The sequence below is a fragment of the Pseudomonas sp. LG1E9 genome (assembly GCF_003290225.1).
Taxonomy (GTDB): domain Bacteria; phylum Pseudomonadota; class Gammaproteobacteria; order Pseudomonadales; family Pseudomonadaceae; genus Aquipseudomonas; species Aquipseudomonas cyclaminis.
On record NZ_CP029983.1, the window covers coordinates 1875501 to 1887831 of the forward strand.

13 protein-coding genes are annotated in these 12331 nt (G+C 62.5%); 7 read left to right on the plus strand and 6 right to left on the minus strand.

Annotated features, from left to right (window positions below; translation table 11 throughout):
• Nucleotides 1-143: 143 nt before the first annotated feature.
• On the plus strand, nucleotides 144-554 hold the full coding sequence (locus DNK50_RS08810) for an HPF/RaiA family ribosome-associated protein (RefSeq protein ID WP_099584985.1): 411 nt from the start codon (nucleotides 144-146) through the stop codon (nucleotides 552-554).
• A gap of 51 nt (nucleotides 555-605) precedes the next feature.
• Here DNK50_RS08810 and DNK50_RS08815 read toward each other — a convergent pair whose 3' ends face one another.
• Nucleotides 606-2102: an MFS transporter gene (locus DNK50_RS08815; protein WP_112193603.1), complete on the minus strand. Its 1497-nt coding sequence runs from the start codon at nucleotides 2100-2102 to the stop codon at nucleotides 606-608.
• A 105-nt stretch (nucleotides 2103-2207) separates the two neighbouring features.
• Between DNK50_RS08815 and DNK50_RS08820 the strand changes: the two genes are divergently transcribed.
• Entirely contained in the window at nucleotides 2208-3080 is an 873-nt protein-coding gene (locus tag DNK50_RS08820) for a LysR family transcriptional regulator (RefSeq protein WP_099584987.1), read from the plus strand.
• Here DNK50_RS08820 and fecA read toward each other — a convergent pair whose 3' ends face one another.
• The 3 genes from fecA to DNK50_RS08835 form a co-directional block, all read right to left on the minus strand.
• A complete protein-coding gene (gene fecA, locus DNK50_RS08825) occupies nucleotides 3081-5420 on the minus strand; it encodes a TonB-dependent Fe(3+) dicitrate receptor FecA (RefSeq protein WP_112193605.1) in 2340 nt (779 codons plus the stop codon).
• Nucleotides 5421-5511: 91 nt separating this feature from the next.
• A complete protein-coding gene (locus tag DNK50_RS08830) occupies nucleotides 5512-6453 on the minus strand; it encodes a FecR domain-containing protein (protein WP_112193607.1) in 942 nt (313 codons plus the stop codon).
• Nucleotides 6450-6938 carry a sigma-70 family RNA polymerase sigma factor gene (locus tag DNK50_RS08835; protein WP_112193609.1) on the minus strand — a complete coding sequence of 163 codons (489 nt, stop codon included), beginning with the start codon at nucleotides 6936-6938 and terminating at the stop codon, nucleotides 6450-6452. Before DNK50_RS08835 ends, DNK50_RS08830 begins: the two co-directional genes overlap by 4 nt.
• A 170-nt stretch (nucleotides 6939-7108) precedes the next feature.
• Here DNK50_RS08835 and DNK50_RS08840 point away from each other — a divergent pair, with 170 nt between their 5' ends.
• The 5 genes from DNK50_RS08840 to DNK50_RS08860 are packed head-to-tail and all read left to right on the plus strand — an operon-like array spanning nucleotide 7109 to nucleotide 10871.
• Nucleotides 7109-7411: a DUF3649 domain-containing protein gene (locus tag DNK50_RS08840; protein WP_099584991.1), complete on the plus strand. Its 303-nt coding sequence runs from the start codon at nucleotides 7109-7111 to the stop codon at nucleotides 7409-7411.
• Nucleotides 7408-8982 (plus strand): PepSY domain-containing protein, encoded by a 1575-nt coding sequence (locus DNK50_RS08845; protein WP_112193611.1) that lies wholly within the window; start codon nucleotides 7408-7410, stop codon nucleotides 8980-8982. The genes DNK50_RS08840 and DNK50_RS08845 overlap by 4 nt, the downstream gene beginning before the upstream one ends.
• On the plus strand, nucleotides 8983-9309 hold the full coding sequence (locus DNK50_RS08850; protein ID WP_099584993.1) for a DUF3325 domain-containing protein: 327 nt from the start codon (nucleotides 8983-8985) through the stop codon (nucleotides 9307-9309).
• Nucleotides 9310-9318: 9 nt separating this feature from the next.
• The gene (locus DNK50_RS08855; protein WP_112193613.1) at nucleotides 9319-9897 is read left to right on the plus strand and encodes an RNA polymerase sigma factor; all 579 of its coding nucleotides are present in this window, start codon (nucleotides 9319-9321) and stop codon (nucleotides 9895-9897) included.
• A complete protein-coding gene (locus tag DNK50_RS08860) occupies nucleotides 9894-10871 on the plus strand; it encodes a FecR family protein (protein ID WP_112193615.1) in 978 nt (325 codons plus the stop codon). Before DNK50_RS08855 ends, DNK50_RS08860 begins: the two co-directional genes overlap by 4 nt.
• Here the strand turns inward: DNK50_RS08860 and DNK50_RS08865 are convergent, their stop codons facing one another.
• Nucleotides 10872-11222, minus strand: coding sequence for a glutaredoxin family protein (locus DNK50_RS08865; protein WP_099584996.1), 351 nt, complete (start codon nucleotides 11220-11222; stop codon nucleotides 10872-10874).
• On the minus strand, nucleotides 11222-12226 hold the full coding sequence (gene yejK / locus DNK50_RS08870; protein ID WP_112193617.1) for a nucleoid-associated protein YejK: 1005 nt from the start codon (nucleotides 12224-12226) through the stop codon (nucleotides 11222-11224). Before yejK ends, DNK50_RS08865 begins: the two co-directional genes overlap by 1 nt.
• Between the last annotated feature and the right edge of the window lie 105 nt (nucleotides 12227-12331).

The following is a 12331-nucleotide window of genomic DNA, read 5'->3' on the forward strand; positions in this document are numbered from 1 at the left end:
AATTTGTAATGTAGGATTTATCTTTGCAAAGGGGTTGAATTGTTTCTCTGGCTGCTCAATTGTGTAATCAAGAGGTCATGGTTTCACCACCCCGGTGTCGCAGTTGTGACCTCTCGCGAGCTAGCTGAAATAAGGGAAGAACTATGCAAATCCAAGTCAATAGCGATAACCATATTGAAAGCAGCATCCGACTGGAGGAGTGGGTACGTACTACCATTGAGAGCACGCTCGAACGTTATGAAGAAGACCTGACTCGTGTTGAGGTCTACCTGCGGGATGAGAACGGCGACAAGCCCGGCCCCCACGATTTGAGTTGCCGCCTGGAAGCGCGGCCTAAAGGTCACCAGCCACTGTCGGTGTCCGCCAAGGGCGATACCCTGGAACAGGCGATCGACAGCGCGGCCACCAAACTGGATCACGCGTTGGAACATCTGTTTGGCCGACTGCAAGGCAAGCCACGCGCTGCCGGGAAAAACCAGCCAATCAACAAAGTGAATGAAGACGCACTGGAACAGGAATTCCTGGAAAACGAAAACGCTGTGATCAACGGCTGACCGATTTTTCATCCCCTACAAACGGGCCTGCATTTGCAGGCCCGTTTTCGTTTAGCTGCGTCGGAAAAAATACCGGCTCAGCAATGCCAGTCCGCCAGCCCCCAACCCCGCGAACAGCATCGCCCGACCGGCGCCGCGGCGCAGTGCCGCCTGGGCATCGTTAGCTGTCAGTCCTGGCAATTCCAATTTGCCCGCTGCAATGCCCTGACTGATGGTAGGCCATTCCAATGCAGTGCTCGCCGGCATCACCTCTGCCAGTTGATGGCTGATACCCAGCAACACCACCAAGCCCATCAACGCGATATTGATTGCCAGGGTAATCAGCCTTGCGCTGAGGTCGATACCCGACGCCATGCCTGCGCGGTCGGCCGATACCGAGCCTGTGGTGGTATTGGTGGTAGGCGAGTTGGTCAGCGCCAGGCCCACGCCCGCCATCACGCAACTGGCCAGTATCAGCCTGATACTCGGGTGTTCGGCGATATTGGCGGCGGCCATGGCCAGAAAGCCTGCGCCCATCAGGCCCAGGCCCAAAGGGATGATGCGTTCGGCGCCGTAGCGCAGGGCCAGGCGCTCGGCCAGCGGCGGCACCAGCAGGGTCGGCAAGGTGTAGGCGAGCAGGGCTGCGCCGGTGGTCAGCGTGTCGTAACCCAGGCCGGCCTGGAAGTACAACGGCAGGTAGATCATGAACGGCCAGAAGCTGAAGTTCATGCCAATCGAGCCCATCAATGCGCCATTGAAGCGCCGGATGCGAAACACCGCGAAGTCGAACATCGGGTGCGCGCTGCGCCGCTCGATCACGATAAACAACAGCAACGCAGCCAGCGACAAGCCCGCCCAACCCGGCACAAAGCCATTTTCGCTGCCCTGGGTGATGAAGTAGACCAGTGCAAACACCGACAGCGTCAGCGTCAGCATGCCGGCGATATCGAGGCGATGGGCGGCCGGGTCGCGGGATTCTTCCACGCTGACGCGCAGCAGTACCCAGGTGAACAGCGTGAGTGGCACATGCACCAGGAACACCCAGCGCCAATCCGCCACGGCCAGGATCAACGCGCCGATCATCGGCCCGAAGCCCAGGCCCACGCCGGCAATCACACCCCATATGGCAAACGCCCGCGCCCGTGCCGCCGGTTCGCGGAACAGGTGCGACAGGATGGCGAACTGGCAAATCATCATCGCCCCACCGCCAATGCCCTGGACAAACCGCGCCACAATCAGCGTGGCGGCGCTGTCGGCCAACCCGCACGCCAGCGAGGCCAGGGCGAATACCCACAGGCACAGCACCAGCATGCGTCGACGGCCAAAACGGTCGGCCAAGGTGCCGGCCGCCATCAGCACGCTGGTGCAGGCCAGGGTGTAGGCGTTCATGATCCATTGGGCGTCCTGGAAACCGGTGCCCAGTTGCTGTTCGAGCGTAGGCAAGATGATCGGCACGCTGGAAATTTCCAGGCCGAACATCAGCGCCACCAGGCACACGGCGGTGAGGGCCAGGTTGTTTCTGGCATGACTGGGCGTGCTGGCGGCCGATAACGTGGCGGCGGGTGGCATGGGATTCTCCTGTGGATAAACGACGGAATTATTCTCAGGGGAATCCATTTCTTTATTCGTGATAAGTTTTCTTTGGATAAGGGACTCAAGGGCGACAATTACAGCATGGCCACACCACGATTTGATGGCGTTGAACTCTTTTTGCAGATCGTCGAAAGCGGCAACCTGACCGAGGCCGCCGAACGGCTCAATCTCACGCGCTCGGCGGTGGGCAAAGGGTTGGCGCGGCTGGAAGCGCGGCTTGGCACATGCCTGTTGCAGCGTTCGACCCGTCGCCAACGGCTCACCGAAGACGGTCAGGCCTACTACGAACATTGCCTGCGCGCACTGGCAGAACTGGAGGCGGCCGAATCGGTGTTGGAAAGTGGCCGCCAACAACCACGCGGACGCTTGAGGGTGAGCTTGCCGCTGGCGTTCGGGCATCACTACGCGGCGCCCGCCCTGTGGGGCTTGATGGCGCGTTATCCAGAACTGGAGATCGAGATCTGCTTCGCCGACCGGCTGGTGGATCTGGCCCAGGAAGGCTTCGACGTGGCCGTGCGAATCGGCCCGCTGCCCGACACCGATCGCCTGAGCGCGCGACGCCTGGGTGAACAGTCCGTGTGCCTGGCGGCTGCACCGGCGTATTTGCAGCGTGTGGGGCCGATTGCATCCATCGACGACCTCGCCGGCCACCGAGGCATCGCCTACCGCAGCAATACCCCACACCGTTCCCGCGTGGTCTCCCCGCTGCTGATGGACGACCTCCAGGCCGTGGCCGACGCCGCTATCGCGGGCGTGGGCCTGGCCTGGTTGCCGAGTTGGCTGGTTGCGCACTATGTGCTGCGCGGACAACTGGAAGCCGTATTGCCCGCCTACCGCGAGCAGCCTTCACCGATCCATGTTATCTGGCCCACGGCAACCCATATGCCGGCCAAGACGCGCTGTGCCATCGACGCCTTGGTGGCCGGCACACCGTCGTGCCTGGCGGGCAGCTGATCAGAACGCGATAGACGTCTGCACATACACCGTACGCGGCTCACCCACGTATTTGCCCTTGTTGTTGTCGTCGAACGAGCGGGTGAAGTACTGGGTGTTGAAGATGTTTTTCACGCCCACCGCCACATTCAGATCCGACAGTTGCGGGCCGAAGTCGTAGCCCGCGCGGCTGCTGAACAGCATGTAGCCGGGGATGCGGCCGTTGGCGCCGTTGGCGCTTTCGGCCTGGGTGTTGGCGTTGTCGGCGAACTGGCTGCTCTGGTAGCTGCTGTCCAGGTTGAGCTTCCAGCGGCCTTCGGTGTAGCCCACGCCGAGGGTGCCTTTGTGCTTGGACGAGAAGGGCACGCGGTTGCCTTTGTTCGGGCCGTCTTCGCGGATGGTGGCGTCGACGTAGGCGTAGGTGGCGTACACATCGAAGCCGGCCAGCGCCGGGCTCAAGCCGTCGAGGGCATAGTTGACGCTGGTCTCGATGCCCTGGTGGCGGGTTTCACCACGGGCGATTACCGAGTCGTTGGTCTGGTTACTTTCATACTGGTTGTCGAAGTTGATCAGGAACGCGCCGATCTCTGCGCGCAAGGTGCCGTCGTCGTAGCGGGTGCCGAGTTCCCAGGTGCGGGCTTTTTCCGGTTTGACTTCACCGCTGGTGACGCGGTTGGGCATCTGGCTGTATTGCACACTGCCGAACGAACCTTCGGTATTGGCGTATAGGTTCCAGCTGTCGGTGAGGTGATAGAGCACGTTCAACGCCGGCAGCGCGGTGTTGTAGTCACCCTTGTATTGGACGTTGGTCAGGTTGTTGCTCTGCTGGGACTCGATCATCTCGTAGCGAATGCCCGGGGTGATCGTCCATTTGCCGATATCAATCCGGTCATCGACGAAAAAAGCATTGGCCTCGGTGCCGCCACGGGTGTCACGGTCGTTGCGGCTGTCGGTGCTGGGGATTTGCTGGTTGTTGGCCGAAATCGGCGTGCGGTAGCGCAGTTCATGCCCGGCTTCGTTGATATAGCGGTAGCCGACGCCGACTTCATGGCTGGTCGGGCCCAGGTCAAAACCCTGGGCGAAGCGGGTTTCCAGGCCGCGTACCCAATATTCGCGTGGCGACAGCGAAAGGAACGTGCCCTGGTCCAGGTAGCCGCTGCGCAGGGTCTTGGTGAAGAAAGTATTCGCGGTGAATTCGCGGCGATCCTGCTCGTAGCGGTAACCGACGTTGAACATCGTACGGCGGCCCCAGAACTTGTCGTAGGGGCGGGTGGACTGGTACGGGTCGGCTTTGTAGTCCGCCACGTTCAAGCCGCCGGGCATGTCGGCCTGGCCTTCGTAGTACTGCGCCATGGCGTTGAAGCTGTTGGCGTCGTCGAGCTGGTATTTGCCCTTGAGGATCAGGTCGTCGATGCGCGTGTTGCTGTTTTCGCGCCAGTCGCCGCCCCGTGTGCCGGAGTACAGGATCGCGCCGCCCAGGCCATTCTCGGCGGTGCCGCCGGCCAGCAGGTTGCCGGTGGTCTTGAAGCCGTCGTGGCTGGAGGACGGGCTGGTTTCCGTCTGCAAGCCGCCTTTGACCGTGGGCGCATCCGGGATCGCGCGGGTTACGAAGTTGACCACGCCGCCGACGTTCTGCGGGCCGTAACGCACCGCGCCGCCGCCGCGCACCACGTCCACCGCGTCCATGTTGCCCATGCTGATCGGCGCGAAGGACAGTTGCGGCTGGCCATACGGCGCGAAGGGCACCGGGATGCCGTCCATCAGCACGGTCGAGCGCGACGCCAGGCGCGGGTTGAGGCCACGAATGCCGAAGTTCAGCGCCATGTCGTGGCTGCCGGTGCCGTTGTTGTCCGGGGCGTTGACGCCGGGGATGCGGTTGAGCACGTCCTTGGCCTGGGTGGCGCCCTGGCGTTCGAATGCTTCGCGGCGGATCACATCACGGGCGCCGGGGTGTTCGAACACATTGGTCTGTGCCGCGTCGCCGAGCCAGTCGCCGACCACGCTGGACGTCGCCAGCTCTACCGTAGCCGGAGCTTTTTCCGGTTGCAGGCTGAAAGCGTTGTCACCTTCAGGGCGGGCTTGCAGGCCGGTGCCTTCCAGCAGTTTTTGCAGGCCTTCGGCGGTGCTGTAATTGCCAGACAGCCCACGACTCTGCATGCCTGCAGTGACTTCGGAGCCGAAGGAAATCAACACGCCGGCTTCGCGACCAAACTGGTTCAGGGCCGCTTCCAGCGACGTCGGGGCAATGTGATAAGGCTTCGCGTCGGCCGCCATCACAGAAGGCAATACCGCGAAACTGAGGCTGGCGCCCAGTAACAAGTGGCGCAGGGTGCGGGCGATTAGGGTCGGCTGCTGGGGCATGAAGAGCGGTCCTGAGAAGGAAGGATCAAGGTGGCTTTCCTTCTCTGTCACGCGAGGGGTGGAAAACGGCTCACAGGTTTGCAAAATAATTTCAGGCGCGCGCCTGGACCGTCACCCAGTAGCGGGTAAAGCGCCGCACTTTGACCGGCAGGCTGACTTCCAGCAGGTCAAGAATGCGTTCGCTTTCGTCCAGCGGGTAGCTGCCGGAGATCAGCAGGTTGGCCACCTGCGGGTCGCAATTGACCTGGCCGCGACGATAGCGGCCCAGTTCGTCGAGGAAGTCCTCCAGGCGCATATGGGCGGCCACCAACATGCCGTCGGCCCAGGCGCCGCTGTTGGCGTCGGTCGGGCGTGGGGTATCCCAGCCTTTGCGGGTGAAGTTGACTTGATGCGCGGCCCCCACCGTCAACGGCAGGCCGCTGTAGGTGTTGGGCATCACCTCGACCTGGCCGTCGAGCACCGCCAACTGGGTGTGGTCGTTGAACTGGCGCACGTTCAGTTGCGCCGCCTGGCTGCTGAGCAGGCCCTGGCCGGTAAGGACGCGCAAAGGGGCGTTGCCGGCGCTGCCGCTCAGCATGATCTCGCCTTCGAGCAGGCGGATCAGTCGCTGCTGGCCATCGAAATGCACATCCACCGCGCTGCCGGTGTTGAGCTGCAACTGGCTGCCGTCGGCCAATTGCACCTTGCGTCGCTGGCCCACGGGGCTGCGGTAGTCGGCGGTCAGGGGCGGCAGAATATGTTGCTGGCGCAGGCTCCAGGCGGCGGCCGAGCCCGCGCCGAGGATCAGCAGCAGCTTGAGCGCCTGGCGCCGGCTGGTGGAGGTCGGCGCGTTCAATGCGGCATGGGCCAGGGGCGAGGGCATGCCGCGCAGGCGCTGGTTGACGCGCTGGATATGGTCCCAGGCGCGCTGGTGCTCACTGTGGGCATTCAGCCAGCGCTGCCAGGCGGCTTGCTGGCGAGGATTGAGGGCGCCTTGCTGCATTTCCATCAGCCAGTGCACGGCCTGTTCGGCAACTTGAGTGGAGAAATTCATAGGGCAAAGTAGCAGCGCAGGGCCGCTTTATTCAGGTGGCGTTTGACGGTAGCGATGGAGATGCCCAGTTCAGCGCCAATCTGCGCGTAGGTCAGGCCATCGAGTTGGGCCAGCAGGAAGGCGCGTTTGACTTGGGTGGGCAGGCCGTCGAGCAATTGGTCCAGTTCGACCAGGGTTTGCAGGATGATTGCGCGTTCTTCTTCCGACGGCGCCACGTGTTCTGGCATCTGCGCCAGGGCGTCGAGGTAGGCGCGCTCCAGGTCCTGACGGCGGTAGAAGTTGAACAGCACGCGCTTGGCGATAGTGGTGAGAAACGCGCGCGGCTCGACCAGCGTGGGCGTTTCCCGTGCCGTGAGTACACGGATGAACGTATCTTGCGCCAGGTCGGCAGCACTTTCCGGGCAGCCGAGCTTGCGTCGCAACCAGCCGGTGAGCCAGTGGTGATGGTCGTTGTACAGAACTTCGACGGTGTTGGACGGGCTCAACGCAAACACTCCACAAGCATCGGCATGCTTTAGAGAACAAGAATTGTTCGCATTGTATGGCTCGTAACACCGTTCGGCAATCCGTCAGGGCAGGTGATTCATCCGTTCTGTTTTGCTTATGAGAATATTTATCATTAATATTGCGCGCTGATGAACCTGGCGCCTCCCGCATGAAAAGCAAAACTTCACTTACCGCGCTGTACCGCCTGGCTGTCACGTCCCGCGTGCTGGCCGCCGTGGTCGGCGGCTACCTCATGGCCTCGCTCGCCGCCATCTGCCTGGCATTGTGGATGCCGACGTCCCGCGCCGATGCCGTGATCACCGGGATGATGAGTTCATTTGTGTTCTATCTGCTGGCGGTGCTCTGGTGCTTCGCCTGCCGTACGGCGTGGCGCGCCTGGTTTGGCGTGATGTTGCCGAGCGCGGCATTTGCCGCGCTGGCGGGCTTAGGCTTGTGGATGGCGCGCACATGAAAGAGGGATTCCGCCAGGCCATGGCCTGGTTGCACACCTGGGCGGGCTTGATCTTCGGCTGGCTGCTGTTTGCCATTTTCCTCACGGGCACCCTGTCGTACTTCAAGGATGAGATCACCCACTGGATGCAACCCGAGGTGCAGGCCCATCCGCTGGACAATGCGCGCAGCCTGAGCGTCGCGCAACACTACCTGCAGCAAGTGGCACCGACAGCGGCGCGCTGGTTTATCGCCCTGCCGGACAGTCGCGACCCTGGCCTGTCGGTCATGTGGCAAGACAAGGTCGACCCTGGCCGGCGCGGCAATTTCATGCGCAAAACCCTTGATCCCGTCAGCGGCCAAGCCGTAGAGGCCCGCGAAAGCATGGGCGGGGATTTCTTCTACCGTTTCCACTTCCAGCTGCAAATGCCTCATCCCTGGGGCCGCTGGCTGTCCACCATCGCTGCGATGGTGATGTTCGTGGCGCTGATCACGGGCATCATCACCCACAAGAAAATCTTCAAGGACTTCTTCACCTTCCGCCCCCGCAAAGGCCAGCGCTCCTGGCTCGACGGGCATAACGCGGTGGGTGTGCTGGTGCTGCCGTTTCACCTGATGATCACCTACAGCAGCCTGGTGATCTTTATGAGCATGGTGATGCCGGCGCCGATCATGGCCTCCTATGGCAACGACACCCGTGCGTTCTTCAACGAAATATTCCCCGCGACCAACAATGCGCCGGCGTCGGGCCAGCCGGGCGAACTGGCGCCGTTGCTGCCGATGTACGAGCAAGCGCGGGCGCACTGGGACGGCGGCCACGTGGGGCGCATCGGGGTGAACAACCCCAGTGATGTCAACGCGTCGGTCAATGTGTTCCGCGCAGGTTCCGACAGCGTGGTGCATGAATTCGACAGCATCGTGTCCTTCAACGGACACACCGGCGAACTGTTGCGCGCCAGCGACGGGCAATCGTTGGTCGCGATTGTCGGCGGCAGTTTCTACGGCCTGCACATGGGCCATTTTGCCGGGCCGGTGCTGCGTTGGTTGTACTTTATCTGCGGCCTGGCGGGCACGGCGATGATCGGCACCGGGCTGGTGATCTGGCTCGGCAAGCGCCAACTCAAACATGCCAGGAGCGGTGTGATGCCCTTTGAGCTGCGACTGGTGGAAGTGCTCAATATCGCCAGCATGTCCGGGCTGCTGATCGCCATTGCGGCGTTCTTCTGGGCCAACCGTCTGCTGCCGGTGAGCTTCGCCGATCGCTCCGATTGGGAAGTGCAGGCGTTCTTCATCGCCTGGGGCCTGAGCCTGATGCACGCTATTGTGCGTCGCGGCCGCCAGGGGTGGATCGAGCAATTAAGCGTCGGTGCGCTGATGTTTGTCGCCGTGCCACTGCTCAATGCAATCACCACCGATCACCATTTGGGCGTGTCCCTGCCCAGTGGCGACTGGGCGATGGCCGGCTTCGACCTGACTTGCCTGGGCAGCGGCGTGTTCCTCGCCTGGGCCGCCTGGAAGATGCAGCACCGCACGGCGGCGCAACCCAAGGCTGAACGGGCGCGTGCGCTCAACCTCAAGCAAGAGGCCAACTGAATGCTCCTCGCGCTGCTGATGTGCTACGCCGGGTTTACCGCACTGTGCTTGGCCACCGACCGGCATCACGGCGAACTACTGCACAGCAAGCCCTCGCCCCGTCGACGCCTGGGTTTGCGTGTGGCCGGATGGTCGCTGCTTGCCGTCGCGCTCTGGCCCGCCGTGAGTGTGGCTGGTTGGGGTGAGGGATTGGTGCAGTGGTGCGCCGTATTGATGCTCAGCGCCCTGTTGCTGGTGCTGTTGTTGCCGTATCGGCCAAGGCTGGCCTTGATTCTGGCGGGCGTCGGCCTGCTGGCCAGCCCCGTTGCGGCCTTCGCCACCCTCTGAGCCCTTGCCATGATGATCAGTACCCCACCCGAATCCCAGGACAGCCCGCACACTGATGCGACGGGTGGGCGTGCGCATTTTCTGCAGGTGTTTCTGTCCCAGCGTTCGCAGATGGAAGCCTTGGTGAGCCGCCGCGTCGGCTGCCGCGCCACGGCGGCTGACCTGGTGCAGGACCTGTTCCTGCGCTTCTGGCGCCGGCCCCTGGTGCAGGTCGAAGAGCTCAGCACCTACCTGCTGCGCTGCGCCGGCAATATCGCCATCGACCATCTGCGCAGCGAAGGCGCACGGGTGCGCAGCAGCGAAGGCTGGTTGCCCGAGCAGCAGGATAACCAGGGCTGCGAACCCCAGGCCGCACTGGAGGCGGGCAACGATCTGCGCCATGTCGAAGCGGCCTTGCGCAGCCTGCCCGAACGCACGCGGCAGATTTTCCTGCTCAACCGCATCCATGGCCGCAAATACGCGGAAATCGCCAAGGCCATGGGGTTGTCCCAAAGTGCCGTGGAAAAACATATGATGCGTGCCCTCGAAGCCTGCAAGGCCAGCCTTCGCGACCCATTGCCTCCACGCACGCCAGGGAAAGCACCGTGAACGTCACCCCCACGCCCGACCAGCAACACGCCGCGCTGGCCTGGCTGAGCCTGTTGCACGATCAGCCGAGCAGCGGCGACCAGGCGACGTTCAGCCACTGGTTGCGCGCCGACCCGGCACACGTCGAGGCCTACGCCCAGGCCCAGGTGCTGTGGGAGTTGAGCGAAGTGCCCGCACGCAAACTCGCCGACGAAGACGCCCTGGCGTTGCAGGGCTATCTCAACGCGATGAACACCTCCAAACGTTCGCGTGTAGTGCGCTGGTCCGGCGCCCTGGCCATGGCTGCTTGCCTGCTGTTGATGGTGTCCATGGGCGCCGGTTGGCAGCCGTCTCGTTGGATCGACGACATTGGCGCTGATTACGTGACCGCGCCGGGGGAGGTGAAGACCATCACCCTGGTCGATCAATCCAAAGTCACCCTCGACGCCGACAGCGCGATTGCCGTGGATTTCAGCCAGGGCGAGCGGCATATCCAGTTGCGGCGTGGTGCCGGTTTTTTCAGCGTGACCCACACCGGCGAATCCTTTGTGGTGGAGGCGGGCAGCGGTGAAGCGCGGGTGCTTGGCACGCAATTCGAAGTGCGCCTGCAACCGGCGGGGGCGCAAGTGACGGTGTTGTCGGGGCGCGTCGGTGTGACCCCGTCGAAACAGGGTCCGCAGCAGATTTTGACGGCCGGCCAGCAAGTGGCCTACGCCGATGGCATTGCCGAGCCGATGCATGGTGTGGACAGCGAATCCCGCCTGGCCTGGCGCGACGGCTGGCTCAATTACTACAAGACGCCGCTGGCCGATGTAGTGAAGGATCTGGGGCGTTACTACCCCGGCCGCATCCTGTTGCTCAACGAAGAGCTGGGCGCCAAACGCGTCAGCGGCAGCTTCCCGAGCAAAGACCCGCAGGCAGTACTGAATGCGTTGCAGGCGGTGCTGGGGTTTGAGCAGCACAGCCTGTTGGGGCGGGTGATCGTGGTGCGCTGATTATTTCAGCGCGGCCATTATCGCGTCGGGATTGAAATCCCGGATCAACGTCCCATTCACCTGCACAAACGGAATCCCACCGCCACCCAACGCCTCATACGCCTTGCGCGCCTGGGCGTCCTTCTCGATGTCGAACGCCTGGTACGGAATGCCTTTCTGATCCAGAAAGCGGCGGATCTGCTTGCAGTAACCACACCACTCGGTGGCATAGAGCACCACCCGCGCCGAGGTGCGGACCTGCTCTGAAACCACCTGCGAAGGGTTGAAGAGACGCTCGATCTTGCCCCAGTTCTGGATCACTACAACCACCAGCAACACCAGCAGGACTTTTTTAAGGACCCCGCCGAGCATCAGTTACGGCGCTTGAGCTGGTCGGTCAGTTGGGTGGGTAGACCCTTGATGATCAAGGTGCCGGCGGCCTCGTCGTATTCGATCTTGTCGCCCAGCAGGTGCGCTTCAAAGCTGATGGACAAACCCTCGGCGCGCCCGGTGAAACGGCGGAACTGGTTGAGGGTGCGCTTATCGGCCGGGATTTCCGGCGACAGGCCGTAGTCCTTGTTGCGGATATGGTCGTAGAACGCTTTTGGCCGATCTTCATCGATCAGGCCCGACAATTCTTCCAGGCCCATGGGCTCGCCGAGCTTGGCCTGGCTGCTGGCGTAGTCCACCAGGGTCTTGGTTTTTTCGCGGGCGGACTCGTCCGGCAGGTCTTCGCTTTCGACGAAGTCACTGAAGGCCTTGAGCAGCGTGCGGGTTTCGCCCGGGCCGTCGACGCCTTCCTGGCAGCCAATAAAATCGCGGAAGTACTCCGAGACCTTTTTGCCGTTCTTGCCTTTGATAAACGAGATGTACTGCTTGGACTGCTTGTTGTTCTGCCACTCGGAGACGTTGATGCGCGCCGCCAGGTGCAGTTGGCCCAGGTCCAGGTGACGCGACGGGGTCACGTCCAGTTCGTCGGTCACCGCCACGCCTTCGCTGTGGTGCAGCAGGGCGATGGCGAGGTAATCGGTCATGCCTTGCTGGTAGTGGGCGAACAGCACGTGGCCGCCGGTGGAGAGGTTGGACTCTTCCATCAGCTTTTGCAGGTGCTCGACGGCGGTGCGGCTGAAGGTGGTGAAATCCTGGCCACCCTCGAAATATTCCTTCAACCAGCCGCTGAACGGGTGCGCGCCGGACTCGGCATGGAAGAAACCCCAGGCCTTGCCCTGTTTGGCGTTGTAGCTCTCGTTGAGGTCGGCAAGCATGTTCTCGATGGCAGCGGATTCGGACAGCTCCGAGTTGCGGGCGTGGAGAACTGCGGGCGTGCCGTCGGGTTTTTTGTCGATCAGGTGGACGATGCAATGACGGATCGGCATGGGCTTCTCGGCTGGTTGAAGGGGAGCGGTTGGCCTCCCCGAAAAGTCGCCCAGTGTACCGCACCCATTGGTCAAGACACGCCTCGAAGGCGGTTTTGACCGCCG